The organism is Nocardia carnea, assembly GCF_029869215.1.
Classification (GTDB): domain Bacteria; phylum Actinomycetota; class Actinomycetes; order Mycobacteriales; family Mycobacteriaceae; genus Nocardia; species Nocardia carnea_B.
Window position 1 is genome coordinate 1 of sequence record NZ_JARWPM010000445.1, and the last position, 24,991, is coordinate 24,991.

At 68.6% G+C, this 24,991-nt stretch carries 25 protein-coding genes and 1 riboswitch; of the genes, 13 read left to right on the forward strand and 12 right to left on the reverse strand.

Going from position 1 to position 24,991, the window contains the following annotated elements:
* Positions 1 to 140 precede the first annotated feature (140 nt).
* From QH276_RS33140 to QH276_RS33165, 6 genes are all read left to right on the forward strand, one after another.
* Positions 141 to 1,541: a class I adenylate-forming enzyme family protein gene (locus QH276_RS33140; protein WP_432278813.1), complete on the forward strand. Its 1,401-nt coding sequence runs from the start codon at positions 141 to 143 to the stop codon at positions 1,539 to 1,541.
* A 221-nt stretch (positions 1,542 to 1,762) separates the two neighbouring features.
* Positions 1,763 to 2,524 (forward strand): SDR family NAD(P)-dependent oxidoreductase, encoded by a 762-nt coding sequence (locus QH276_RS33145; protein ID WP_280402227.1) that lies wholly within the window; start codon positions 1,763 to 1,765, stop codon positions 2,522 to 2,524.
* 172 nt (positions 2,525 to 2,696) lie between these two features.
* The gene (locus tag QH276_RS33150) at positions 2,697 to 3,680 is read left to right on the forward strand and encodes an MDR family oxidoreductase (RefSeq protein ID WP_280402226.1); all 984 of its coding nucleotides are present in this window, start codon (positions 2,697 to 2,699) and stop codon (positions 3,678 to 3,680) included.
* Between the two features lie 13 nt (positions 3,681 to 3,693).
* A complete protein-coding gene (locus QH276_RS33155; RefSeq protein ID WP_280402225.1) occupies positions 3,694 to 4,887 on the forward strand; it encodes an FAS1-like dehydratase domain-containing protein in 1,194 nt (397 codons plus the stop codon).
* A gap of 123 nt (positions 4,888 to 5,010) precedes the next feature.
* A complete protein-coding gene (locus QH276_RS33160) occupies positions 5,011 to 6,708 on the forward strand; it encodes a class I adenylate-forming enzyme family protein (RefSeq protein WP_280402224.1) in 1,698 nt (565 codons plus the stop codon).
* A gap of 121 nt (positions 6,709 to 6,829) precedes the next feature.
* Positions 6,830 to 7,546 (forward strand): histidine phosphatase family protein, encoded by a 717-nt coding sequence (locus QH276_RS33165; RefSeq protein WP_280402223.1) that lies wholly within the window; start codon positions 6,830 to 6,832, stop codon positions 7,544 to 7,546.
* Positions 7,547 to 7,694: 148 nt separating this feature from the next.
* Here QH276_RS33165 and QH276_RS33170 read toward each other — a convergent pair whose 3' ends face one another.
* From QH276_RS33170 to QH276_RS33205, 8 genes are all read right to left on the reverse strand, one after another.
* Entirely contained in the window at positions 7,695 to 8,105 is a 411-nt protein-coding gene (locus QH276_RS33170; RefSeq protein WP_280402222.1) for a PIN domain-containing protein, read from the reverse strand.
* Positions 8,102 to 8,353: a hypothetical protein gene (locus tag QH276_RS33175; RefSeq protein WP_280402221.1), complete on the reverse strand. Its 252-nt coding sequence runs from the start codon at positions 8,351 to 8,353 to the stop codon at positions 8,102 to 8,104. Before QH276_RS33175 ends, QH276_RS33170 begins: the two co-directional genes overlap by 4 nt.
* A gap of 114 nt (positions 8,354 to 8,467) precedes the next feature.
* Positions 8,468 to 9,616: an acyl-CoA dehydrogenase family protein gene (locus tag QH276_RS33180; RefSeq protein ID WP_280402220.1), complete on the reverse strand. Its 1,149-nt coding sequence runs from the start codon at positions 9,614 to 9,616 to the stop codon at positions 8,468 to 8,470.
* Complete coding sequence (locus QH276_RS33185; RefSeq protein ID WP_280402219.1) at positions 9,613 to 10,821, reverse strand: acyl-CoA dehydrogenase family protein; 1,209 nt, start codon at positions 10,819 to 10,821, stop codon at positions 9,613 to 9,615. Before QH276_RS33185 ends, QH276_RS33180 begins: the two co-directional genes overlap by 4 nt.
* A 1-nt stretch (position 10,822) precedes the next feature.
* On the reverse strand, positions 10,823 to 11,602 hold the full coding sequence (locus QH276_RS33190) for an enoyl-CoA hydratase/isomerase family protein (protein WP_280402228.1): 780 nt from the start codon (positions 11,600 to 11,602) through the stop codon (positions 10,823 to 10,825).
* 6 nt (positions 11,603 to 11,608) lie between these two features.
* Positions 11,609 to 12,577: an acyl-CoA dehydrogenase family protein gene (locus tag QH276_RS33195; protein WP_280402218.1), complete on the reverse strand. Its 969-nt coding sequence runs from the start codon at positions 12,575 to 12,577 to the stop codon at positions 11,609 to 11,611.
* 241 nt (positions 12,578 to 12,818) lie between these two features.
* Positions 12,819 to 14,054, reverse strand: a complete 1,236-nt coding sequence (locus tag QH276_RS33200) for an acyl-CoA dehydrogenase family protein (protein ID WP_280402217.1) — start codon at positions 14,052 to 14,054, stop codon at positions 12,819 to 12,821.
* Between the two features lie 98 nt (positions 14,055 to 14,152).
* Positions 14,153 to 14,833 carry a TetR/AcrR family transcriptional regulator gene (locus QH276_RS33205; protein WP_280400665.1) on the reverse strand — a complete coding sequence of 227 codons (681 nt, stop codon included), beginning with the start codon at positions 14,831 to 14,833 and terminating at the stop codon, positions 14,153 to 14,155.
* A gap of 36 nt (positions 14,834 to 14,869) precedes the next feature.
* On the opposite strand from QH276_RS33205, the gene QH276_RS33210 reads away from it, so the two are divergent.
* The 6 genes from QH276_RS33210 (at position 14,870) to QH276_RS33235 (ending at position 20,635) form a co-directional block, all read left to right on the forward strand.
* Complete coding sequence (locus tag QH276_RS33210; RefSeq protein WP_280400666.1) at positions 14,870 to 16,171, forward strand: acyl-CoA dehydrogenase family protein; 1,302 nt, start codon at positions 14,870 to 14,872, stop codon at positions 16,169 to 16,171.
* A 26-nt stretch (positions 16,172 to 16,197) separates the two neighbouring features.
* Positions 16,198 to 17,184, forward strand: a complete 987-nt coding sequence (locus QH276_RS33215) for a phosphotransferase family protein (protein ID WP_280400703.1) — start codon at positions 16,198 to 16,200, stop codon at positions 17,182 to 17,184.
* Positions 17,181 to 18,032 carry an enoyl-CoA hydratase-related protein gene (locus QH276_RS33220; protein WP_280400667.1) on the forward strand — a complete coding sequence of 284 codons (852 nt, stop codon included), beginning with the start codon at positions 17,181 to 17,183 and terminating at the stop codon, positions 18,030 to 18,032. The genes QH276_RS33215 and QH276_RS33220 overlap by 4 nt, the downstream gene beginning before the upstream one ends.
* Complete coding sequence (locus tag QH276_RS33225) at positions 18,017 to 19,003, forward strand: NADPH:quinone oxidoreductase family protein (RefSeq protein ID WP_280400668.1); 987 nt, start codon at positions 18,017 to 18,019, stop codon at positions 19,001 to 19,003. The genes QH276_RS33220 and QH276_RS33225 overlap by 16 nt, the downstream gene beginning before the upstream one ends.
* A gap of 319 nt (positions 19,004 to 19,322) precedes the next feature.
* Positions 19,323 to 19,886 (forward strand): dihydrofolate reductase family protein, encoded by a 564-nt coding sequence (locus QH276_RS33230; RefSeq protein ID WP_280400669.1) that lies wholly within the window; start codon positions 19,323 to 19,325, stop codon positions 19,884 to 19,886.
* Between the two features lie 62 nt (positions 19,887 to 19,948).
* Positions 19,949 to 20,107, forward strand: a riboswitch (FMN riboswitch).
* A gap of 75 nt (positions 20,108 to 20,182) precedes the next feature.
* Positions 20,183 to 20,635: a 6,7-dimethyl-8-ribityllumazine synthase gene (locus QH276_RS33235; protein ID WP_280400670.1), complete on the forward strand. Its 453-nt coding sequence runs from the start codon at positions 20,183 to 20,185 to the stop codon at positions 20,633 to 20,635.
* Here QH276_RS33235 and QH276_RS33240 read toward each other — a convergent pair.
* The gene (locus QH276_RS33240; RefSeq protein WP_280400671.1) at positions 20,605 to 20,745 is read right to left on the reverse strand and encodes a hypothetical protein; all 141 of its coding nucleotides are present in this window, start codon (positions 20,743 to 20,745) and stop codon (positions 20,605 to 20,607) included. The genes QH276_RS33235 and QH276_RS33240 overlap by 31 nt on opposite strands.
* Positions 20,746 to 20,909: 164 nt before the next feature.
* On the opposite strand from QH276_RS33240, the gene QH276_RS33245 reads away from it, so the two are divergent.
* Positions 20,910 to 21,770 (forward strand): TIGR03619 family F420-dependent LLM class oxidoreductase, encoded by an 861-nt coding sequence (locus QH276_RS33245; RefSeq protein WP_280400672.1) that lies wholly within the window; start codon positions 20,910 to 20,912, stop codon positions 21,768 to 21,770.
* Positions 21,771 to 21,866: 96 nt separating this feature from the next.
* Here QH276_RS33245 and QH276_RS33250 read toward each other — a convergent pair whose 3' ends face one another.
* From QH276_RS33250 to QH276_RS33260, 3 genes are all read right to left on the reverse strand, one after another.
* Entirely contained in the window at positions 21,867 to 22,490 is a 624-nt protein-coding gene (locus QH276_RS33250; RefSeq protein WP_280400673.1) for a hypothetical protein, read from the reverse strand.
* A 94-nt stretch (positions 22,491 to 22,584) separates the two neighbouring features.
* Positions 22,585 to 23,733, reverse strand: a complete 1,149-nt coding sequence (locus QH276_RS33255; protein ID WP_280400674.1) for an acyl-CoA dehydrogenase family protein — start codon at positions 23,731 to 23,733, stop codon at positions 22,585 to 22,587.
* 7 nt (positions 23,734 to 23,740) lie between these two features.
* A complete protein-coding gene (locus QH276_RS33260) occupies positions 23,741 to 24,904 on the reverse strand; it encodes a thiolase family protein (protein ID WP_280400675.1) in 1,164 nt (387 codons plus the stop codon).
* Between the last annotated feature and the right edge of the window lie 87 nt (positions 24,905 to 24,991).

Consider the following 24,991-nt stretch of genomic DNA (forward strand, 5'->3'; position numbering starts at 1 on the left):
TCCACCGCGTTTCCCCGGGGCCCGCCGCCCCCCCCGCCGGGGGGGCCGGCGGGTAGCGCCCGCCCGGGGCGTACGCCGTTCTTCCCCGGCCCGCCCCCCCGGCGAATCCGGCCGCCCCCCCGACCTACGCGGCCGCGGGCATCTGCACCACCCGGCAACTCCCCCACCCGGCCGGCGCCGCCGGGGCGGCGCTGTGGTCGCTCGGGGTGCGGCCCGGCGACCGGGTCGCGGCCTGCCTGCCCAACGACCTCGATATCGTCGCCGCCTTCCACGGCGCGCAGCGCATCGGCGCGATCTGGGCGGGCATCGGCGAAGCCATGGCCGCGGCCGAGCAGCAGTACCTGCACGATCTGATCGAGCCGAAGGTGGTCCTGGCGGGACCACGCTGCCAGGTCGGCTCACCGGCCCGCATCGACGCCGCGCAGTGGTCGGCCGCCCGGGATGCGCCGGCGGCGCCGCAGGTCGCGACCGACCTGGACGCGGCGGCCGGGATCGCGTTCACCAGCGGTACCTCCGGCAGGCCGAAAGCGGTGGTGCACAGCCAGCGCACCATGCTGCTGCCCGGCGCGGCCCTGGTCGCGACCCGCGGGTGGGGACCGGACCTGCGCAAGGGCGATAGCTTCCCGCTCACCATCCTGAATATGATCATCCTGTCCACCCTGCTCACCGCCCAGGCCGGTGGCTGCGCGGTGATCATGGACCGCCGCGACGCGGCCGGGGTCGCGGAATGGATCACGACCCGCGAGGTCACGGTCTGGAACGGCGCCCCCGCGCAACTCTTCGATCTGGCGGCCCGCCCGGAACTCGACCTCGGTTCGCTACGGGAGGTCTGGAGCGGCGGCAGCGATACGCCGGACAACCTGCGCGAGGCCTTCGCCGCCGCACACGGCCTCGTCCCGCGGGTCACCTACGGACTCAGCGAGGCCCCGACCGTCGTCTCCATCGATCCGCCCGGGGCACAGTGGCGTCCGCGCACGAGCGGCCGGGTGTTACCGCACTACGACGTGGCCGCCTACGACGACGCCGGAAACCGGCTGGCGCCGGGCGAAACCGGCGAATTGCGCCTGGCCGGGCAGTCCACCGGACCATGGGCGGGCCTGTGGCGCCCACTGCTGGGGCACTGGGCCGACGGCGGGGTCCGGCCACTACCCGAGGGCCCGGTCGCCACCGGCGATATCGGCACGGTGGACGAGGCGGGCTGGCTCACACTGCTCGATCGCAAGAAGATGGTGATCATCCGCGGCGGCGCGAATATCTACCCGCTCGAGGTGGAACGCGTCCTGGATACCCATCCCGCGGTCGGCAAGGCCGCGGTCTGCGGGATACCGCACGAAAGGCTGGGCCAGCAGGTCGCGGCGGTGATCGAAACGAACGGAGCCCAGGTGGATTTCACCGAACTCGCCGAATACTGCCGCAGCGAGCTCGCCGGCTACAAAGTCCCCGAGGTGTGGGCCGCCGTCGAGTCGCTACCCACCAACGCCATGGGCAAAGTGGTGCGCACCGAACTCCCCGGAATCATCACCGCCGCGGGTACCTCGTGAGCGGGTCACGTCCGGAGTCTGCGCCGCCGAGTGGCCGCGCCGAGGCCACACCGCCGCTATTCGGATACGGCACGACCGAACCGGGCTCGGAGGCAGTGCCCGACCCGGCGCCCGCAGCGGATCGAGGCGATCCGCGGGCACCGGGCGAGACGGCGGCAGGGCACCACAAGCATGCCGGGCCCGCGCATGCTCCGGAACACCCCCGGGCCGCCGGTGATCCCGTGGCCGCCCTGCAGTCGTTCACGCTCGACGGCAGGGCCGCGATCGTCACCGGCGCGTCGTCCGGGCTGGGCGCCGCGGTGAGCCGGACCCTCGCCGCGCTGGGCGCGCGGGTGGCCCTGGTCGCGCGGCGGCGCGAGCGGCTGGCGGATCTGGCCGCCGAGATCGACGGATTCGCCCTGGCTTGCGACCTTTCCGACCCCGCCGCGATCGCCGGGATCGGACCGGCGGTGGCCGAGCGGCTGGGCCCGCCGGAGATCCTGATCAATGCCGCGGGGAACCGTTTCGGCACCGAACGCGCGGAATCGGAACCACTCGACGATATCCGCCGCACCCTGGACCTGAACCTCGTGGCGCCACTCCTTATGGCCCAGCAGGTGTTCCCCTATATGCGTGATTTCGGGCGCGGCGCGATCGTGAACATTTCCTCGATCAGCGGGCGCGTCGGTGTCCCCGGCATTCCGCAGGCGTCGTACGCCGCGAGCAAGGCCGGATTGTCCGGGCTCACCGCGGAACTCGCCGTGCAATGGGCACGATATTCGATCCGGGTGAATACGGTGGCGCCGGGGTTCTTCCGCAGCGAGATCACCGGCAGTCTGTACGACAGCGAGCGCGGCGCCGAATATCTGCGGCGCAATATTCCGCTGCCCACCGAAGGGACCGCCGAGGACATGGTCGGCGCGATCGTCTGGCTGGCCGGCGACGCGGGGCGCTATGTCACCGGGCAGACCATCGTCGTCGACGGCGGTTGGACCGCGCGCTGACGGCCCGGCCAGGGTGTTGACACCGGCAACGACGAGTGAGAATATGATTCTTGATTTGGAGAATCGCACTCTCCATGGCGCGAGCGGACCGGCACCCGTCCACCGAACCGATGCCGTTCGAGATGCTGGATCGGCACATATCCGAACGGATCGAGGAAGGACCACATCACCGATGTTCTCCGCAGTTGTCATCACCAAGGGCGAAGCCGGCCCCGAAGTCGAACTCACCGGCCTGGCGGAAGACCGGTTGCCCGAGGGTGACGTCGAGATCCAGGTGGCCTACTCCACCCTCAACTACAAAGACGCCCTCGCGATCACCGGCGCCTCCCCCGTGGTGCGCACATTCCCGATGGTCCCCGGTATCGACCTCGCCGGCACGGTGACAAGCAGTAGCCACGCCCGCTGGTCCGCCGGGGACAAGGTCGTGCTCAACGGCTGGGGAGTCGGCGAAACCCATTGGGGCGGCCTCGCGCAGCGCGCCCGGCTCAACGGTGACTGGCTCATTCCGCTCCCCGCCGAATTCACCGAACGCCAGGCCATGGCGATCGGCACCGCCGGCTATACCGCCGCGCTGTGTGTGGACGCATTGCTGAACCACGGCCTCACCCCGGACGCCGGCGAAATACTGGTGACCGGCGCAACCGGCGGCGTCGGCAGTGTCGCCATCGCCCTGCTCACCAAGGCAGGCTTCGCCGTCGCCGCCGCCACCGGCAAGGCCGGCGAACACGCCTACCTGAAGCAGCTCGGCGCCACCACGGTCGTGGACCGCGCCGAACTCGCCGAGAAGGGTAAACCGCTGCAGAAAGAACGCTGGGCCGGTGTCGTCGACACCGCTGGCAGCCATACGCTGGCCAATGCCGCCGCCCAGACCCGCTACGGCGGCGCGGTGGCCGCGTGCGGGCTGGCGCAGGGTATGGATTTCCCGGCGACCGTCGCCCCGTTCATCCTGCGCGGCGTCTCGCTGCTGGGTGTGGACAGCGTGATGGCGCCCGTGCAGAAACGTCTCGACGCCTGGGCCCGGCTGGCCCGCGACCTCGACCCCGCCGTACTCGACTCGATCGCCCGGGAAATCTCCCTCGGCGAGGCGATCGAAGCGGCCGGCGGGTTCGTCGCGGGTACCGTCCGCGGCCGCATAGTCGTCGATGTGAACCGCTGAGCAGGAGTTATTCGTGACCGAGAAGGCGACCGAAGCCCCCGTCGAGCTCGACCTGAGCGATGTCGACCACCGCGTGGGCAAACCGATCGGCGGCGGCCAACTGTGGGATCCGTGCAGTACCTCGGATATCCGGCGCTGGGTGATGGCAATGGACTATCCGAATCCGCTGCACTGGGATCAGGAGTTCGCACGCGAATCCCGGTACGGCGGGCTCGTGGCGCCGCAGTCGATCGCGGTCGCCCTCGATTACGGTCACGGCGCGGCACCGGCCTGCGTGGGGCATATCCCGAACAGCCATTTGATCTTCGGCGGCGAGGAGTGGTGGTTCTACGGTTGCCCTGTGCGGCCCGGTGACCAGCTGTTCCAGGAACGGCGGTTCCACGACTACAAGGTGGCGGAGACGAAATTCGCCGGGCCCACCATGTTCTCCCGCGGCGATACCGTGCACCGCAACCAGCACGGGGCACTCGTCGCCAAGGAACGGTCCACGGCGATCCGCTATCTCGCCGAAGAAGCGAACAAACGCGGTATGTACGAGAACCAGCTGGGCGAGATCAAGAAGTGGACGGCCACCGAACTCGCCGAGGTCGACGCGTTGCGCACCGAATGGCTCCATTCGAACCGGCTCGGGGTCTCACCGCATTTCGACGAGGTGAAGGTCGGCGACAAACTGCCGCGCCGGGTGATCGGCCCGCACAGTATCGCCAGTTTCACCACCGAATACCGGGCGTTCCTCTTCAATATCTGGGGCACGTTCCGGTGGACGGCACCCGCGGGGATCGAGGATCCGTGGGTCTACCAGGATCCGGGCTGGACCGAAGGGTTCGGCTTCGACGAAGAAGGCGCGAAGATCGACCCGCGTCTGCGTGACGGACTTTATGTGGGGCCCTCGCGCGGCCATATCGATGCCGACAAAGCAAGTGATGTGGGCATGGCCCGCGCCTACGGGTACGGGGCGACCATGGGCGCCTGGTGTACGGACTATCTCGCCTATTGGGCCGGAAACGACGGGATGGTCCGGCACACCAAGGCCGATTTCCGGGGGCCCGCGTTCGAAGGCGATGTCACCTATTTCGACGCCGAGATCGTGGACAAGACGCCGGAATCGTCCTGGGGTGTGCCGCTGGTCCAGGTGAAGCTGAAACTCACCAACCAGGACGGCGGTGTGCTGGTGTCCTGCACCGCCGAGGTCGAACTTCCGCTGTAGGACGACACCCGGCATCTGCGCACCGCGGGACCCCGGAACCACGGACCGGCGTGATGGAGTGCCGGCCCTCGACAGCACCGTTGTGCGCCGCGTGCGGAGCACCACCAGAGAGGAACACCGGCGATGAGCACCGGGACCCAGCAGACCCCCGACCCGGCGATCGTCGCCGGCCCGCCCCTTGCCGACGAACCCGGTTTGGGCACGCTCACGCTACCGGGGTTCCTCCGGGAAGTGACCGAGTCCTACGCCGATCGGACCGCGCTGATCTCGCCCGAGGACGGGACCGAATGGACCTACACCGACCTGTGGGACCGCGCGAACGAGGTCGCCCGGGCGCTGCGGGCATGTGGTGTCGGGAAGGACGGCCGCGTCGGTGTGCTCATGACCAATCGCGCCGAATGGCTGGCCGCGGTTTTCGGCGCCTCGCTGGCGGGCGGGGTCGCGGTGGCGCTGAGTACCTTCTCCACGCAACCGGAACTCGATCATCTGCTGCGGATGTCCGGTGTCTCGGTGCTGTTGTTCGAACGCCGGGTCGCGAAAACCGATTTCGCCGAGGTATTGGCAGGTCTGGAACCGCAATTCGGTACCACCGATCCCGGCGCCGTGGCATCGGCCGAATATCCGTTCCTGCGGTATGCCGCCGTGGTGGGCGATCCGCTTCCCAGGACGGCGATCGAGAGCTGGGCCGATTTCCTGGCCCGCGGCAAGGACACCGACCCCGCACTGATCACCGCGACGGCGGCGACCGTACAGCCCAGCGATACCGCGGTGCTGTTCTTCTCTTCCGGCACGACGAGCAAGCCGAAAGGTATCCGCAGCGCACATCGCGGTGTCGCGATCCAGCTGTGGCGGTTCCGCCGCATGTTCGGTTTCGGCCCCGGCGACGAGGTCCGGTGCTGGACCGCCAACGGTTTCTTCTGGTCCGGAAACTTCGGCCAGGCGCTGGGCGCGACTCTCGCCGCCGGCGGCACCCTGATCCTGCAGTCGATGTTCGACGCCGAGGCGGCACTGGACCTCATGCAGGCCCATCGGGTCACCTTCCCGGTGTCGTGGCCGCATCAGCACGCCCAGCTCCAGGGCGCCCCGAACTGGGACACCGTGGATCTGAGCAGCCTGAAGTTCGTGGACCGCGATCTGCCGCTGGCCACCCACCCCACTATCGATACCGACTGGACCGAACCGGGCCACGCCTACGGCAATACCGAAACCTTCACCATCACCACCTGTTTTCCCGCCTGCACGCCGGAAGAGGTGATCGCGGGCAGCAGCGGCGTACCGCTGCCCGGAGTCACGGTGAAGATCGCCGATCCGCTCACCGGCGCCACCCTGCGCCGGGGCGAGCACGGCGAGATCTGCGTCAAAAGCCCCACCCTCATGCTCGGTTATGTGGGCACGCCGCTCGACGAGACTCTCGACGAGGACGGCTACTTCCACACCGGCGACGGCGGATACCTCGACGACGCCGGCCGCCTCTACTGGGAAGGCCGGCTCACCGACATCATCAAGACCGGCGGCGCGAACGTATCCCCGCTCGAGGTCGACGAGGTCCTCGCCCAGTATCCCGGCGTGAAGATCGGCCGCACCGTGGGTGTCCCGCACGAAACCCTGGGTGAAATGGTCGTGGCCTGCGTGGTCCCGCATACCGGGCACACCCTCGAAGCCGCCGGAATCCGCGACCACCTGCGCACCCGGCTCGCCAGCTACAAGGTTCCGCGCGAAATCCTGTTCTTCACCGAAGACGACCTTTCGCTCAGCTCGAGCGCCAAGATCAAAGCCGGCGACCTCCGCACCCTGGCGGCGCGACGACTCGCCACCGGGTAGGCCGGCGCCGAACGTGTCATTCAGCGGGAAAGAATCCCGGAGTTCTCGCACACAGCGCTTAACGTACGGTTCCGGCCACTGCCACCTTCTACCGTGGCCGGTCCCAACCGGAGGAGTTCTCGTGTATCCGATCGAAACACGCCTGTCCGCGATGCTCGGCGCGGTGATCGCGGCGGTGGCGATTCTCGTCGCCGGCGGCGGTACCGCGGTCGCCGAGCCACACACCGGTGAAATGTTCCTCACCTTCATCCGCCACGGCGAATCGGCCGGCAACGCCTCCGGCCTCATCGACACCTCGACCCCGGGCCCCGAACTGACCGACAAAGGCTGGGCCCAAGCCGACGCGGTAGCCGCGTACCTGGCCGATTGCACATTCGACGGTATCTACGCCTCGAAAATGATCCGGACCCAGCAGACAGCGAAGCCGACCTCGGACCGGTGTCACCTTCCGGTGACTGTCGAACCCGGTCTCCACGAGATCGAGGCCGGGATCTACGAAGGCCGGCCGGAGCACGAGGCGGGCCTGAACTATTTCCAGGCGCCGCTCCAGTGGATCCAGGGCAATCTGGACGCCCGCATTCCCGGCTCGATCAACGGCCACGAGTTCAAGCAGCGGATGGACGATTCGATCCGCGATATCCGCAATCGCGGCAGCAAGCGCGCGACGATCTTCTCCCACGGCGGCGCCATCATGATCTGGACGGCCATGTCCGTCACCGACCCCGACCTGAGCACACTGCAGAACGACCCGTTGCAGAACACCGGCCGCGTCGTAGTGAAGGGCACCCCGGACAAGGGCTGGAAGCTCGTCTCCTGGGACGGCACCCCCACCGCGTGACCCCGATAACCGGTTGCCTCGCCCGGCCACGCCGGCCCCGCGACACGCCACCCGGATCGGATCGATCGGATCCCTGCCGCCAGGGCATCGGTTCGATCCGAGTGCCGTCTCGCCCGACAGGAACTGACCGCCTTCACCCTCGCCCGAATCAGATTTTGATGATGGTGGCGTGACCGCCACAGAGTGCGGTCAGGTCGTCAGGGTCGGAAGTGAGTACGGTGACGGGGCCGGCAGCGGCAAGCGCGGTGGCGGAGAGCATGGCATCGATAGCGTATTTGTGGCCATGCAATTTCACGTCGGCGAGCAACGCGGCGGCGTGGCGCGCGAGGGACTCGGTGACCGGTTCGATCACAAGCCGGGAAAGCGTCCATTCCAAAGCTGGACGTTTGATCCGGGGATGAACTACCTCGACCAAAGTGGCGGCGGAGGTAATGACGCGCATGTCATCGGCACGGGCCAAGGCCAACCAGCCGGTCACCGCACGGTCGCGCAAAACGGCCTTGGCGAGCCCTTCACTATCGAGAACCAGCGTACCGCCAGGGGCCACGGATCCGCTCACGCAGCGTTTCCCTTCCCCCGTCGGGCCTTCAGTAGCTGATCCCGCAGAGCCTGGATCTCTTCCTCACCGACCGGGCCGTGTTCCGCTTCGGCGACCTTGATGAGTTCGTCGAGATTATCTCGCTCGATCTGACGTGCGACCGCAGCGGCAACGTATGCAGAGAGCCCCGAGGGACCGCCCCGCTTCCGGGCTGCCTCGGCGAGGTCACGGGGCATGGTGATCGAATATTTCGCGGTACGCTCGCTCATGCCACCTATCCTACCGCCGATGCTCCTCCCGCGGCATTCCCCGTCGAACCAACTGGGCGACCTTGGCGCCGCCCTCTGTTGCAGCGGACTGCGGGTACGACACCGACGATCGGCCTAGACCCCGGACCACGTCGAGTGCACGTGGACGCCGGATTTGTAACGTTGGGCGAGTTCGCGGCGGTGGGCGGCGGGGGAGCCGTAGAGGGTGCGGTCGAGGGTGGCGCGTTTGAGGTAGCGGTGGATTCCGCTTTCCCAGGTGTAGCCGAGGCCGCCGTGTAGTTGCATGGCTCGGCCGGCCACCCGGACGGCGGCCTCGCCGGTGAACGATTTCGCCATACTCACCGCGCGGCCGGCGTCGGATGCGCCTTCGGCCGTAGCGGACAGTGCGGTGGTGACCAGCCGGCGAGCGATCGTCAGGTCGACGAGCATATCGGCACAGGCGTGTTTGACCGCCTGGAAGGAACCGATGGGACGGCCGAACTGTTCGCGGACGCGGGCGTAGTCGACGGTCGCGTCCAGCATGGCGGCCGCGATGCCCAGGCTGTCGCAGGCAACCGCGAGGGCGGCCCGGTCGTAGAGCTGACGCAGCGGTTCGGCCGGACCGGGAGCGAACGAGAGAAACGACTCGGATGGCAGGGGCACGTCGAGTGCGGTGACCCGGCCGAACGAGCGGGTCTCGTCGACGACCGGCTGTTCGGTGACCTCCAGACCGGTGGCATCCGATTCGACCACGGCGACGCCGAGCCTGCCGTCGGCCGTGCGGGAGGGTACCAGCAGGACGGTTGCCGAGGAGGCCGCGAGCACATAGGCCGCCGTCCCGGACAACAAATATCGCGGACCGGTTTGGACCAATTGGAAGGGGGGTACTATGCCTGCGGTGCCGGCACAGGCCGTTTCGCCGCCGGCCGCCGGCACCATATCTCCAGCGAGCACCGCCACGGGCAACGCAGTCCCCGCGACGGTCTCACGCAGTACCTCGTCGCGGCGGGTACTCGGCGCCAGCAGGTTCAGCGCGCCGATACCCGTCGCGGCGACCGCGGGATACGGGGTACGGGCAGCGGCCCGGCCGATCTCCTCGAGCAGAATCGCTGTTTCGGTGAATGTGGCGGCCGCCCCGTCGAATTCGTCGGCCGTTTCCAGCCCGGTCCAACCGGCCCGGGTCAGGGCAGGCCAGTCCACCGCGACCGCACCCGCCTTTCCCAGCAGCTCCCGCGCCACGGTCCGCAGTTCGTCGTGGAATTCCCGGAAGTCGCCGCTCATCATGTTCCCGCCGGTTCTCTGGGCAGGCCGAGCCCGCGCTCGCCGATGATGGTGCGCTGGATCTCGCTGCTGCCGCCGGGAATCGTCCACTCCCAGGAGCCGACGAAATCCAGCACCCAGGCACCGGATTCCCAGCCGCCCGACATGGGCTTGCGCAGTATCGCCTGGCCCGCCAGACCGCTGATCTCGGCGCCGAAATCGGTCATCCGCTGCAGGAGTTCGCTGTAGTACAGCTTGACGATGGAGGCGTCGGCCGGGCCCACGGTACCCGCGTCGTGCCGTTCGACCAGATCTCGGCACAGCGCCCGCAGCCCGGTGAGTTCGGTTTCCAGCCGGGCCAGCCGGTCGGCGATCAGCGGGTCGTCCAGGGCGGGTCTGCCCGAGGCGTCCGGTTTCCGGCATTCCTCGACCAGCCATCCGAATCCCGCGTGGCCCAGGCGTTCGGCGAGTTCCAGCATGGTCAGGCCGCGTTCGGCGCCGAGCGTCTGCTGTGCGACCCGCCAGCCCCGGTTCACGCCGCCGATGAGGTTCGCGGCCGGGATCCGGACCTCGTCGAGGAAGATCTCGCAGAAATGGGATTCGCCGGTGGCCTGGCGGATCGGCCGGACCTCGACACCCGGGCTGCGCATATCCATCAGGAAGTACGAGATGCCCTGACGTTTGGGCGCTTCGGGGTCGGTGCGGGCCAGTAGCAGGCACCAGTCGGCGTAGTGCGCGCCGCTGGCCCACACTTTCTGGCCGGTGACCACGTAGTCGCCGCCGTCGCGGCGGGCCGTGGTGCGCAGCGCGGCGAGGTCGGAGCCGGCGCCCGGTTCGGAGAAACCCTGCACCCATAGTTCACCGTCGAGGATTGCGGGCAGATGCCGCTGCCGCTGGGCGTCGGTACCCGCGGCGAGCAGGGTGGCGGCGGCGTGGTGGATCGCCACGAACGCCAGCACCAGCCGCGGCGCGTCGTGGGCGGCGAGTTCCTGATAGAGCACGATCTGTTCGGGGATCGGCATCCCGCCGCCGTATTCACGCGGCCAGTGCGGTACCGCGTACCCCGCGGCGCGTAACTCCTGGAACCAGTGCTGCTGGAAGGCCACGAATTCCGCGTCGGTGGCGCCGGTCTGAGTGCCACGCCAGCCGGCCGGGACATGGGTCCGGCACCACTGCCGCACCACCGCGCGGAATTCGGCGAGATCGTCCGGAGCAGTCGCGGCGCCCACGCTATCGCCGAGCCCTTCCGCGCAGGGCTTCCAGGCGCTCCCGGTGTTCGGGCGACTGCATGGTCACCACCTCGGCCGCGAATCCGGCCTGCAACGGACCGGCCAGTGCTTGGGAAAGGTACATGTTCACCACGCGTTTGGTGCTGCGCAGCGCCTGCGGGGGTTGCTTCGCCAAACGATCGGCGAGACCGCGCGCGGCCGTGCGCAATTCGCCGGCCGGCACCACTCGCGAGGCCAGCCCGAGCTCCACCGCGGTGGCGGCGTCGATCCGGTCACCGGTGTAGAGGTATTCGCGGGTGCGCAGAATCGGGGTCAGCAACGGCCAGAACGCGGCGCCCCCGTCACCGGCCACCAGCCCGACCGCGACATGCGGGTCGGCGAGGTGGGCGCGGTCGGAGATGAGCACGATATCGCAGAGGATCGCGATACTGGCGCCCAGCCCGACGGCCGGACCGTTGACCGCGGCGATCACCGGCAGCGGGCAGCGCAGCAGCTCTTCGATGATCTCCGCGCCTTCGCGGATGCTCTCGTCGCGGGCGACGGGATCGTCGAGGAACGAGGTGATCCAGTCCAGGTCACCGCCGGCGCTGAAGGCGCGTCCCGCCCCGGTCAGGATCACCACCCGCGCCGCGGTATCGGCCGCCAGTTGCCGCCACACCTGGGCCAGCGCCCGGTGCAGATCCGCGTTCACCGCGTTCAGCTCGTCCGGGCGGTTGATGGTGACGATGCGCACCGGACCGTCGGCGGTGACGGTGAGCACCTCGGGCAGGTCGTACCACATCACGCCTCACCCTCCGTCGGAGAACAATCCGGCCAGACCGCGGCGGCCGATCCGGCTCGTCAGCGCTTCCTCGGTGCCCACCGCGCCCGCCGGTAACCGGCGCAGCGGCAAACTGTAACGCGACAGCCAGGACAGTGTGTTCTCATCGCAGAAACCGACGGCACCGTGTAGTTGATGCGCGACCCGGAACACGATATCGGCGGCCTCGATCGCGGCGAGCCGCAAGGCCAGCGCATCGTCGACCGCCTCCGCACGACCGGCCTGGATGCTCCACAGCGCGTACCGGGCCAGTACATCGAGCCCCCGCCGCTCGACCTCGGCATCGGTGAGCTGGAACTGCACCCCCTGGAATTCGGCCAGCGGCCGGCCGAATTGTTCCCGGACCCGCACATGGGCGCGGGTCAGTTCCAGCGCGCGGTCCAGCATGCCCAGCAGGGTCCAGCACGGCAGGGTCAGGGCCAGCGCAAGACCATCGCGCCCGTCGCCCTCCAGGGGACGGATATCCAGTGGGACGACAAAGGCCGATTCGCGCGCCGAAGCCGTGGGCGTACCGATGGATGCCGCCCCGCGCACCCCGTCCAGCGATACGGTCGCCCAGCGCAGATCGATACCTTCCACGGCGCCGGCGGGCTCGATATCCGCGACCGCGATCAGCCCGTCATAGCCGGGGTCGTCCGTCCTGGCCAGCCGTTCCGCCACCGGGTACGGCGCCGTCCAGTACCCGGTGGCCCGGCATACCGCCGCAGCCGCCTCGAGTTCGACGGGGTCGCGCCGCGGCGCCAGGTCCCATACGCCCAGCGCACCGAGGACCGGCTCGACCAGTGGTCCCCGGCCGCCCGGGTCGCGTTCCGCACGCTGCACGAGTTCGTCGCCCCCCGCCACTCCCAGGGCGCGCACGACCTCCCGTCCGAATTCTTGTGCTTCCGCCGCGAGTTCGAGCTGTACCTCGTGGGACGCGGGGCCGGATGTACTCACGATGCCCTCCTCCGCCGGCCGCGATAACCGCGCCGGTTGCGGGCGGCTACCCCCTCTTCGCCCGGCATCCGCACCGAGGCTGTGCGGTCACGACCGGTGTCGCGCAGCCGGGCCCGGTGGGAACGCTTCTGCGGCATCGGATCCCGCCGGTCGTTCGCATTGCCGAAGTCCTCGCGTGGCTCCACTCGCGGCGGAACCGCCGTAGCAGTGCCGCGAGGTCCGTTCGTCGTAGCCGGCTCGCTCATGACCGGCCCTGCCCCGGCAGCGAGCCGAGGCTCTTTCCCGCTCCGGCCCCGTTCCGTCCCGGCCGTAGCGCCGCGCCCGCGCTGCCCGGCCCGGACAGCAATTCCCGGGCCAGCAGGATGCGCTGCACTTCGATACTGCCGGAGGCCACCGTGGCGGCATTGGCGTAACGCCAGTGATCCTGGACCGCGCGCCGGTAGCGGCGGCGGGCCTCGTTGTCGGCGGGGACCGCCGCGCTGAGTTCCACCAGGACTTCGGCACTCTCCTGGTCGAGCCGGGTCACCGCGATCCGATACGCTGCCGCGTCGCCCGGGGCCACGGTACCCGAATCCTGCAGTGAGACAACCTGGTACGCGAGCAGCCGGGCGCGGCGGCAGCGGGTGAGCATCCGCGCCCAGCGCCCGCGCAGGGTCGCGGGAATATCGTCCCAGTGCTCGCCGAGCACCTCGGGCGCGGCGTGCAGGAGGCGTTCGCAGCGGGCATAACGGGCGATACCCACCCGTTCGAAGGCCAGCACTTCCTGGACGACCGACCAGCCGTTGTCCACCGAACCCAGCACATCGGCCTCGGTCGCGCGGACTCCGTCGAAAAACACTTCGTTCAGGTGATGCGGCCCGAGCATCGCGTCGATGGGGCGCACAGTGATCCCCGGATCCGACATCGGCAGCAGGAAAACCGTGAGCCCCTGCTGTTTACGCCCCCCCTTCGAGGTGCGGGCCAGCAGGAAGCACCATTGCGCCATGGTGGCGTAGGAGGTCCAGATCTTCTGCCCCGAGATGGACCAGCCGTCGCCGTCGGCGCGGGCCGTGGTGCGCAGCGACGCCAGGTCGGAGCCGGCGTCGGGTTCACTGAAGCCCTGGCACCAGATCACCTCGCCGCGCGCGATCGGCGGAAGGTGTTTGCGCCGCTGTTCCGGCGTGCCGTGCCGCATGATGGTCGGGCCGACCCAGTTGACTCCCATGTACTGCGCGCCGCGTGGTTCGTGTTGCGCCCACATCTCCTCGCGCACCACGGTCTGCTCCCAGACCGAGGCGCCGCGGCCGCCGAACTCCTCCGGCCACGCCAGGCACAACAACCCGCGTTCGGCCAGGGTCGCGCAGAAGCGCTGAGCGATATCGAGATCGGCGGGATCATCGGTGAAGGCGCCCAGATAGCCGGCGGGGACCTCGTCGGCGATCAACCGGCGTAGCTCGCCGCGGAGCTCCCCGGCGGTCGCACCCATCGTGAAGTCCATGGGCGTACATTACGTTAATCCTAACAAGGATTGCAATGTTTGCTGTGTTGGCGCCGGGCGGGCCCGCGCCCCACCCGACACCACAGCGGGCAGCGGGCTCAGCAACCTCCGGACGACTCCCGTTCCCCGCCCGGGTCCACCTCCCCGGCAGCCACGCACAGGCAGAAATCGGCCAACCGCTCCACCTCCCTCGCCGACGGCTCGGCGTGCGACCACAGGTACTCCGACAACTTGCCGACGATCGCGTACGCGACCAGGCCCGCACAGAACTCCGCGTTGCGCACGCCGAGTTCGGCGAACGGCCCGTGCAGCAGCACCGCCAGCCGCTGTGGCGCCGAACCGGCCTGCCCGGCAACCAGATCCGCCCCGAGCGCGCCGGTCTGGCACAGCACCGCCCGGGTATCGGCCGCGCTGGCCTCCCCCGCCTGCGCCAGAATCGCCGCCACCCAGCTTCGCACGCGGTCCTCGGGACGCGACTCCTTCGCCATCCGGTGCGCGACATAGTCCGCCAGCCGTTCCGCGCCGTCGGCCAGCACCGCCGCCATCAACTCGTCCTTGGAACGGAAATGCCGATAGAACGCGTCGTTGGACAACCCGGCGGCGGCCACGATATCGGCCACCCGCGGACGCGCGTTCGGGCCACACCGCCGCACCTGGTCGAGTGCCGCGTCCAGCAGGCGGCGGATCTCGCCGGCGTATTCGGCCTCCCGTTCGGCCACCGCCTTCCGGGCGATCCGGCCGACCAGCCCCGACCCCGGAAGAATTGCATTCTTTTCCACAAGAAGGATATTCTCACCTGACGAGAGGAGGCGCAAATGGCATGGGATTTCGAGACCGAACCCGATTTCCAGGAGAAGCTGGACTGGGCCGATAGATTCGTCCGGGACGAGGTGGAACCACTCGACCTCGTCTGGCCGCATCAGCAATTCGTGCCACTGGAGGGCGCCCGGCGGGCAGCGATCGATCCGCTCAAACAACGCGTCCGGGAGCAGGGCCTGTGGGCGACCCATCTGGGGCCCGAGCTGGGCGGTCAGGGCTACGGGCAGCTGAAACTCGCACTGCTCAACGAGATCTTGGGCCGTAGTTCCTGGGCACCGATCGTCTTCGGCTGCCAGGCGCCGGATACGGGCAACGCCGAGATCATCGCCCACTACGGCACCGAAGCGCAGAAAGCGAAGTACCTGCGGCCGCTGCTCGACGGCGAACTGTTCTCCTGTTACTCGATGACCGAACCCCACGCCGGGGCCGACCCGACACTGTTCCGCACCCGGGCCGTGCGCGACGGTGACGAGTGGGTGCTCAACGGCCGGAAGTTCTTCTCCTCCAACGCCCGTACGGCGTCATTCCTCATCGTCATGGCGGTGACGGACCCGGACGTGAGCCCCTACAAAGGCATGTCGATGTTCCTGGTGCCCGCCGATACCCCGGGTATCGAGATCGAACGCAATATCGGGCTGGCCGGGGAACCGCTGAACGACGGATCACACGCGCTCATCCACTACCACGACGTCCGGGTGCCCGCCGAAGCGCTGCTCGGCGGCGAGGGCCAGGCGTTCGTCATCGCGCAGACCCGGCTCGGCGGCGGCCGGATCCACCACGCCATGCGCACGATCGGCCTGGCACAGAAGGCGCTGGACATGATGTGCGAACGGGCGCTGAGCCGGGAAACCGCCGGCAGCCGGCTCGCGGACAAACAGTTCGTGCAGGGCTATATCGCCGACTCCTACGCCCAGCTCACCCAGTTCCGGCTGATGGTGCTGTACACGGCCTGGGAGATCGACAGATACAACGACTACAAGAAGGTCCGCAAGGATATCGCCGCGGTGAAGATCGCGATGCCGGCGGTGCTGCACGATATCGCCTGGCGGGCCATGCAGGTACACGGCGCCCTCGGCACCACCAACGAGATGCCGTTCTTCACCATGATCCACGGCGCCGGGGTCATGGGGCTGGCCGACGGCCCCACCGAGGTGCACAAGATGACTGTCGCCAAGCAGGTGCTGCGCGATTACCGGCCCAGCGCGGACGACTGGCCGACCGAGTGGATACCCCGGCGGCTGGCCGCGGCCCGCGTCAAATACGCCGAATACCTGGACATCGAGGCGGACAACCTGTGATCGACTTCGCGCCGCTGGCGAATTGGATGGACGAGTCCGGGCTTCCGGGCAAGGGCGAACCGCTACGGACCCGGTTTCTGTCCGGCGGTACGCAGAACGAGATCTACGAGATCACCCGCGGAGAGCACCGGTGCGTACTGCGCATCCCGCCCGCGCACGCCCCGGCCGACCGGGACATGGGAATCCTGCGGGAATGGCGGATCATCGAAGCACTGGACGGCACCGAGGTGCCGCATACCCCCGCCGTCGCGGTCTGCACCGACACCTCCGTACTCGGCCGCACCTTCTATCTGATGGGTTTCGTCGACGGCTGGTCTCCGATGGATCTGCGCCGGGTCTGGCCCGCGCCGTTCGATACCGACCCCGCCGCCCGCGCGGGACTGGCCTACCAGCTCGCCGAGGGTATCGCTCTGCTGTCCAAGGTGGATTGGCGTGAACGCGGCCTGCACGACCTGGGCCGGCCGGACGGATTCCACGAACGCCAGGTCGCCCGGTGGACCGGATTCTTCGAGCGGATCAAGGGCCGCGAGCTCGAGGGGATGGACACCGCGACCCGCTGGCTGCGCGACCACCGCCCGCTCGACTACATTCCCGGCCTCATGCACGGCGACTACCAGTTCGCCAATGTCATGTACCGCCACGGTGCCCCCGCGCGGCTCGCCGCGATCGTGGACTGGGAGATGGGCACGGTCGGCGATCCGAAGCTGGATCTCGCGTGGATGGTGCAGGGCTGGCCGGAGGATACGTCGGTACCCGACGAGTCCGGTTATGTGGATATGCGCGATATGCCCTCTCGCGATCAGGTGGTGGCGCACTATTCGGAGGTGTCCGGACGCCAGGTCGACGATCTCGACTACTACCTGGTGCTGGCCCAATGGAAACTCGCCATCGTGCTGGAACAGGGTTTTCAGCGCGCGGGCGACGATGTGAAATTGCAGTCCTTCGGCCCGATCGTTCCCCAGCTCATGCGGTCGGCCGCCGAACTCGCCGAAACAACGGAGTACACGTCATGAACGAGCCGGGTCCGGAGACGACAGCCGAGCGCAACAACGACGGGGCCCCGCACAGGCCCGATGGGCCCCACGCAAGCGAGGCGGAGTTCCTGGTCGAACACCGCGGGGCCGTCACCGTCCTCACCCTCAACCGGCCGCAGGCCCGTAATGCGTTGAACGGGAACCTCATCGCCGGAATCGGTGCCACCGTCCTGGCGGCCGAGGAGAACCCGGATATTCGCGCTCTGGTGCTCACCGCGGCCGGGGAGAAAGCGTTCTGCTCGGGTATGGACCTGCGGGCCTTCTCCGGCGGCGAGGACGTCGGGTTCAGCGATACACCCGAGAACCGGGCCTTCCAGCGCCTCACCCGGGGCAAAGTGGCGGTTCCCGTGATCGGGGCCGCCAACGGCACAGCGGTGGGCGGCGGACTCGAACTGCTGCTGGGCTGCGATCTGATCGTCGCCGCCGACACCGCGAAATTCGGTCTGCCCGAAGTCCAGCGCGGACTGTTCCCCGGCGGCGGCGGCACCTATATCGCCGAGCGCGTACCCCTGGGTATCGCCTTGCAGCTCACGTTGACCGGCGAATTCTTCACCGCGGCCCGTGGCTACGAGATCGGCCTGTTCAACGCGGTCACACCGGCGGACCAGGTGCTCGGCACCGCGATCGCGTTCGCCGAACGGATCGCCGCGAACGGACCGCTGGGTGTCGCGGCCTGTAAGGAACTCGTACGTCTCTCGGTCACCGACCCGGGCAAGGCCGGCGAACGGCTGCGGCACTGGCAGGGCGTGGTCTTCACCAGCGCCGACGCCAAAGAGGGCGCCACGGCGTTCATGGAGAAGCGAGAGCCGGTGTGGCAGGGGAAATAACCGTCCGGGCGGTGGTCTGCCCCGAGTACGGAACACCGGAGGTCCTGCGGCTCGAGGAGCGGCCCGTACCCGTACCCGGCGCGGGGCAGGTACGGGTGCGGGTACGTGCCGCGGCCGTCAATTTCCCGGATGTGCTGCTGATCGGCGGGAAGTACCAGATCGCCGTACCACCGCCTTTCGTTCCCGGAAGCGAATTCGCCGGGGAGATCGTGGAATCGGGGCCCGGCTGCGAGGGTCACGCGGTCGGCGATCGGGTCACCGGAACCGGGCTCTACGGCGCCTTCGCCGAGCAGATCCTCGCCCCCGCGGCAAACCTCGCCCGGGTACCGGACGGCGTGGACGATCACACGGCGGCCGCGTTCGGTGTCGCCTACCGCACCGCCTACCACTCGTTGCGTTCGGTGGCGCGGATCTGCCCGGGCGAGACCGTGATCGTGCTCGGCGCGGGCGGCGGGGTCGGGCTGGCGGCGGTGCAGTTGGCGGTGCTGCTCGGCGCGGAGGTGGTCGCGGTCGCCTCCTCGGCCGCCAAACTGGCCACCGCACGCTCCTACGGCGCCACCCACCTGATCGACCACCGCAACGGCAGCCTGCGCGCACAACTCCGCGCCGTCGTCCCCGGCGGCGCCGCCGCCGTCCTCGACCCGGTCGGCGGCGACCTGTCCGAACCCGCCCTGCGCGCCCTGGGCCGCGGCGGGCGTTTCGTCACCATCGGCTACGCCGCCGGCACGGTCCCCCGCATTCCGCTGAACCTGGTATTGGTCAAGGGACTGCACATTCTGGGCTTCCAGTTCCAGGACATCCCTCCGGAAGAATTCACCCGCAACGAAAAGGAACTCGCCGATCTGCTGACCACCGGCCGCGTCTCCCCCCATATCGGTGCCGTGTTCCCCCTCGAACAGGCGGCGGCGGCACTGCAGGAGGTCGCGGCCGGGCGTGCGGTCGGCAAGATACTGCTCGACCTGGGCACCTGACGATCGGCGGGACATCTCGTCCGCACCGGTCGCACCGGGCTCGACGTGCCGGCCCACGGAATTCGACTCGCATCCGGCGGAGGAGCGATCTGCTTCCGCATGCCCGGGGTGCGGTCTCGGCTCTGCCGCGACCGCGTCCGCCGCGGCGGGTGGCGCGACGCGACGGCTCCGCGGGGAGTCGGATTCGGCGGCGGCAGAGAACCGCGACCGATGAGTTCGATGGCGCCGAGTCGTCCTGACGACCGGAAGAACTTCTTCCGTACCGGCGGTGCGGGCCCCGACGGCCGCCGGTCGGCCGGTGCGGGGTGCGGGAGCGGATATGGGCAAGGTCGCGTGGGGATTCACGTGCTCGATCGACGGTTTCATCGCCGGACCGGGCCACGATATGAGCTGGCTGTCCACTACGGAACCCTCCGCCGAGGGGACCACGGAGGGCCTCGCCGCGAACGTCGCCGTGATCATCTCCGGCCGGGCCGGTTACGACGCGGCGATCGCCCAGCGCGACGAGCGGGACGAGATGACCTCGGCGGCCTACGGCGGCGCCTGGTCGGGCACCGAGTTCATCCTCACCCACCGCCCGGAAGAACTCGCCGATGATCCGTCCGTCGTCGCATTGAACTGCGATATCCGGGAGGCGATCCGCCGGGCCCGGGAAATCGCCGGGGACCGCGATATCCAGATCATCAGCGCCGATATCGCGCGCCAGGCCCTCGAATACGACCTGATCGACGAGCTGCAGGTTTTCGTCGCGCCGGTTTTCCTCGGCGACGGGATCCGCATCTTCGACGTCCCCGGCGGCCGCCGGGTCGATTGGGAGCTGGCCGAGATCTACGAACACAGCCCGCGCAGCTTCGGCCGTGCCTACCGCCCGAAAAGGGGTTGACCGGTTTCGCGGCCGGGGCGCCGGTGCCGCGACGGCCGGGCGGTTGTTAGAGTCCCGGCTGTACACGTTCTCAGGGCGGGGTGGAATTCCCCACCGGCGGTAATGGCATCCGGGCCGATCCGGAGGCACGAGCCCGCGAGCGCCACCCTCCGGGGTGGGTCGAGCAGATCCCGGTGCGATCCCGGAGCCGACGGTCACAGTCCGGAGGAAAGAGAACGCGGCGCCGGAGTGCCCACCCGCGGGCTGCTCCTGTTCGCGTTGCCATGCCCTGGGTGACATAGCGAAGAGGAGTACATATGTCGCCCAACCCGAACCGCATCGCTGTCGTCGCCGCGCGCTGGCACGCCGATATCGTCGACCGGGCGGTGCAGTCGTGCCGGGCCCGGCTCGCCGAGCACGGATTCACCGAGGTCGAGGTGATCGAAGTGCCTGGCGCCTTCGAGATCCCGTTGCGTATCAAACGGCTGGCGGCCACCGGCCACTACGCCGCGCTCGCGGGCTGCGCGCTGGTGGTGGACGGTGGTATCTACCGGCACGATTTCGTGGCGTCGACCGTGGTGGACGCGCTCATGCGGATCCAGCTCGACACCGACGTCCCGGTGTTCTCGGCGGTGCTCACACCGCATCATTTCCACGAGCACACCGAGCATCTGACGTACTTCACGCGGCATTTCGAGATCAAGGGCACCGAACTGGCCGACGCCATCGCGGCCACCGTTCACCCCGGTATGCCGGCGCTGCCGAAATAGGCGGCGGTCAGTTTCTCGCGATCGGTGCGCAGCTGTCCGGCGGCGCCGGACAGCACCATCCGCCCGCGGTCGAGCACGATCGCGCGGTCGGAGACGACGAGCGCGAGCACACGCCAGGCCCAGGCCCATCTCGTCGACCATGAGGTCTGCTGGTCGAATTCCGGACGAGCCGTACCGACCCGGGGCGGGAATTTTTCCGGGCCGCGGTGGTTCTTCGCAGAGTCGTCGCGCAGTCCGGCCCGGATCGCGTCGCAACCGGCCCGGAAGGCAGAAGATGAAATTCGCCGTCAGTTACAGCACCGCCCATCTGGGGGCGGACCCGGATCGCATCGCGGACTACGCGCGGTATGCCGAGGAGTACGGGTTCGAAGGGCTGTATCTACCCGAACATCTCGTCCTGCATCCGGGTGCGCAGTTGCACGGGTTCGAGGTACCGCCCACGCTGCCGTTTCTCGACCCACTCGAGACGCTGGCCTATGTCGCGGCGGCCACCGATCGGCTCCTGCTGGGCACCGGGGTGCTGCTATTGCCCTACCGGAATCCTGTTGTCCTGGCCAAACAGCTCGTTACCATCGACGTCCTGTCCAAGGGACGGATGCGCCTGCTCACCGTGGGAGTGGGTGCGCTCCCCGCCGAAGCAGCGGCCGCCGGAGTCGACTTCCGCACCCGCGGCCGCCGGGCCGACGAAGCCATCGACATTCTCCGGCTGCTGTGGTCCGGCGACGAAAACGGCGTCTCGTTCCACGGCGAGTTCTTCACCTTCGACAACCTCGTCCAGTTCCCGAAGCCGTACCGGGCCACCACGCTGCCGATCCATATCGGCGGTTCGAGCCGCCCGGCCGCCCGCCGCGCCGGATCGCGGGGCGACGGATACTTCGCCGGCGGCGCCTTGCTCCCGGATGAGCGAATGGCCCAATGGGAACTGGCACGAGCGACGGCCACCGAGGCCGGCCGGGACCCGGGCCGGCTCGAGTACACCCGCTGGAGCGGTTTCGATATGACCGACGAACGACTCGCGGCCTTCGCCGAGCAGGGCGTGGACCGGGTGGTGATGAGCGCCAGTTCGGCGGACCCGGCCGAACAGCGCGACGAACTCGCCGGCTTCGCCGAACGGTTCCTCACCCCGGGCCGGTGACACCATTCCGGCGTCGATGCGGGTATCTCCGAGTCGAGCCCTCTCCGGAGGAGTCCGGGTGCGGTCTATCCGGCGGGGCTCACCCGGGCCCTGGGCTCAGACCGCGCGGACCAGGGCCTGGCGGCCGCGCAGGTCGGCCAGGAGGACCTCGCCGCTGTGGAATGTTTCGACGGCCTCGTCGGCCCGTTCCGGTATCCCCGCGGCGGCGAGTGCGCACCGTTTGAACGCCCGGGCGGCGGTGCTGAGCGGATGATGGGCCGAGGAAACCCGGCAGGCCAGTTCTTCCGGCAGGTCGTCGCCCCAGATCGCGAGTTCGGCCAGCCCTTTGTCCAGGGAATCGAGGGTACCCTTGCGGACCCGTTCGTTGGTGACGAAAATACCCGGAGCCAGCAGTACGCTCTCCGGCCAGGTGTCGTGCACGGGGGAGGCCAGGGCGGTGGTCAGATCCAGAACCGTGGCGCCGAGGATTTCCAGGGGCCGGACGTCGTCGTGTTCGGCGAGCGCGGCGACGACCTCCCAGCCGCCCATCATCCGGTCGAAAATGAAACCACCCGCATACCGCACCGCGTCCACGGCGTTCGGAGCGACGATCGCCAGCCGGTGCCGCAGTGGGTAGCGGCGGGCATGGGCGCGCACGGCATCGACCGGGTGTAGACCCGCACGGACTCCGTATTCGATGCCGAAAAGGCAATCAGCCTGTGCACTCCGCGAACCGATCACCGGGTACTCCGTTCGATAAACCAACTGCTGAAACAGTAGGGTCGAACGGCACTCTGTGACTCACATCTCACATAAATATTCAGTGTGCTATACATCACAAACCGAGGTCTTTGGCAATGATAACTTTCATGACCTCGCTGGTCCCCGCGTAGATGCGCGCGACGCGGGCATCGGTGTAGAGCCGGGCGATCGGATAGTCCATCATGTAGCCGTAGCCACCGAACAATTGCAGGCAGCGGTCCACGACCCGGGCCTGGGTCTCGGTGGCGAACAGTTTCACCCGGGCGGCGTCCGCGCCGGAGAGCTGCCCGTCGACCAGATCCAGCACCGCCCGGTCCACCATGGTCTGCGCCGCCTCGACCTCCGCCGACATCGCGGCCAGTTCGAACTTGGTGTTCTGGAACGACGCCACCGGTGTCCCGAAAGCCTTGCGTTCCTTTACATACTCGATGGTCGCCGCCACCGCGGCCCGTGCCTGCGCCACCGAGCCCACCGCCACCGTCATCCGTTCCTGCGGCAGGTTGTGGCCCAGATAACCGAAGGCGACGCCCTCCTCCCCCAGCCGGTTGGCCACCGGGACCCGGACATCGGTGAACGACAACTCCACCGTGTCCTGAACCTTGCAGCCCATCTTGTCCAGCACCCGGCCGCGGGTGAACCCCGGCATTCCGCCCTCCACCACGAGCAAGGTGAGACCCGCCCGCCGGTTGTCCGGATCGGTGCCGGTCCGCGCGACCACGATCACCAGATCGGCGAGCAGTCCACCGGTGATGAAGGTTTTCGCGCCGTTGAGGACATAGTGGTCGCCGTCGCGGACGGCGGTGGTGCGGATACCCGCCAGATCCGAGCCGGTACCGGGTTCGGTCATGGCGATGGCGGTGAGCAGGCTGCCGTCGGCCAGCCCGGGGAACCAGCGGGCCCGTTGTTCGGAGTCGGCGTACTCGAGGAAGTACGGCAGGATCACATCGAGCTGGGTGCGGACGGTACTGAGGGTGACCAGCGCCCGCTGCGCTTCCTCTTGGAGCACCACGTTGTAGCGGTAGTCGCGAGTGCCCATACCGCCGTATTCCTCCGGGATCGCGGTGCCGAGCAGCCCGAGACCGCCGAGTTGGCGGAACACCTCGCGCGGCATCTGTCCCTTTTTCTCCCAGTCGGGATAATGCGGGACTACTTCTTTTTCGATGAATTCCCGCGCCAGATCGCGGAAGGCTTCGTGGTCGGGGGTGAACAGATCGCGACGCATATTCTTCCTAGGTCAGGAGTTCGACAATGGTGGCGTTGGCCGTACCGCCGCCTTCGCACATGGTTTGCAGGCCGTAGCGGATCCCGTGGTCGCGCATGTGATGGATCATCCGCGTCATCAGGACCGCCCCGGAGGCCCCGAGGGGATGGCCGAGCGCGATCGCCCCGCCCAGCGGATTGACCAGGGCCGGATCGGCGCCGGTTTCGGCGAGCCAGGCCAGCGGGACCGGAGCGAACGCCTCGTTGACCTCGAAGACCCCGATATCGGACAGGGCCAGGCCCGCCTTGCGCAGCACCTTGTCGGTGGCGGGGATGGGACCGGTGAGCATGAGGACGGGGTCGGCCCCCGCCACCGCGCCGGCCCGGTACCGGGCGAGCGGGCGCAGGCCCAGCCGGTCGGCGAGTTCGGGGGTCGTGATGAGCAATGCGGCGGCACCGTCGGAGATCTGTGAGGAGTTACCCGCGTGGATGACACCGTCTTCCTGGAAAGCGGGTTTCAGGTTCGCCAGTTTCTCCGCACTGGTGCCGCGCCGGATTCCCTCGTCGGCGCCGACCGCACCGCCTTCGGTGAATTCGCCCGCGGCCGCGGTGACTTCGACGATCTGATCGTCGAATGCCCCGCGGTCCTGCGCTGCGGCGGCCAATTCGTGCGAACGTGCCGAGTATTCGTCGAGAACAGCGCGGGTGAAACCCCATTTCTCGGCGATGAGTTCGGCCGAGATTCCCTGGTTGAAGGAGAAACCGTCGTACCGTTCCAGGACGGCCGGACCATAGGGCTGACCGGTGGCGCGGGCGGCACCGAGCGGCACCCGGCTCATCACCTCGACCCCGCCCGCCACGACCACATCCTGCTGACCGGACATCACCGCCTGCGCCGCGAAATCCAGCGCCTGCTGGCTCGACCCGCACGCCCGGTTCACCGTCGTCCCCGGAATGGTCTCCGGCCAGCCCGCGGCCAGTACGGCATACCGGCCGATATTGCTCGACTGGTCGCCGACCTGGGAGACACAGCCCCACACCACATCGTCGATGAGCGTCGGCGGCACCCCGGTGCGCTCGGCCAGCTCCCGCAACACCACCGCGGACAGGTCCGCGGCGTGCATCCCCGACAGCCCGCCCTTACGTTTCCCGACCGGTGTGCGCACCGCGCCCGCGATCACTACTTCCCGCATCTACCCACTCCGTTCTCCATGTCTACGCCGATTGCCGAGCCCCGCCGTCGCGCCGGGCTCCTCCCACCGATACTGCGGCCTGCTGCG

Bases quoted from the DNA above. Each gene is read 5' to 3' on its own strand.
- QH276_RS33150 (WP_280402226.1), top strand. From the start codon at position 2,697: ATGTTCTCCGCAGTTGTCATCACCAAGGGCGAAGCCGGCCCCGAAGTC.
- QH276_RS33160 (WP_280402224.1), top strand. From the start codon at position 5,011: ATGAGCACCGGGACCCAGCAGACCCCCGACCCGGCGATCGTCGCCGGC.
- QH276_RS33175 (WP_280402221.1), bottom strand. From the start codon at position 8,353: ATGAGCGAGCGTACCGCGAAATATTCGATCACCATGCCCCGTGACCTC.
- QH276_RS33180 (WP_280402220.1), bottom strand. From the start codon at position 9,616: ATGATGAGCGGCGACTTCCGGGAATTCCACGACGAACTGCGGACCGTG.
- QH276_RS33190 (WP_280402228.1), bottom strand. From the start codon at position 11,602: ATGTGGTACGACCTGCCCGAGGTGCTCACCGTCACCGCCGACGGTCCG.
- QH276_RS33200 (WP_280402217.1), bottom strand. From the start codon at position 14,054: ATGGACTTCACGATGGGTGCGACCGCCGGGGAGCTCCGCGGCGAGCTA.
- QH276_RS33210 (WP_280400666.1), top strand. From the start codon at position 14,870: ATGGCATGGGATTTCGAGACCGAACCCGATTTCCAGGAGAAGCTGGAC.
- QH276_RS33215 (WP_280400703.1), top strand. From the start codon at position 16,198: ATGGACGAGTCCGGGCTTCCGGGCAAGGGCGAACCGCTACGGACCCGG.
- QH276_RS33220 (WP_280400667.1), top strand. From the start codon at position 17,181: ATGAACGAGCCGGGTCCGGAGACGACAGCCGAGCGCAACAACGACGGG.
- QH276_RS33230 (WP_280400669.1), top strand. From the start codon at position 19,323: ATGGGCAAGGTCGCGTGGGGATTCACGTGCTCGATCGACGGTTTCATC.
- QH276_RS33235 (WP_280400670.1), top strand. From the start codon at position 20,183: ATGTCGCCCAACCCGAACCGCATCGCTGTCGTCGCCGCGCGCTGGCAC.
- QH276_RS33245 (WP_280400672.1), top strand. From the start codon at position 20,910: ATGAAATTCGCCGTCAGTTACAGCACCGCCCATCTGGGGGCGGACCCG.
- QH276_RS33255 (WP_280400674.1), bottom strand. From the start codon at position 23,733: ATGCGTCGCGATCTGTTCACCCCCGACCACGAAGCCTTCCGCGATCTG.
- QH276_RS33260 (WP_280400675.1), bottom strand. From the start codon at position 24,904: ATGCGGGAAGTAGTGATCGCGGGCGCGGTGCGCACACCGGTCGGGAAA.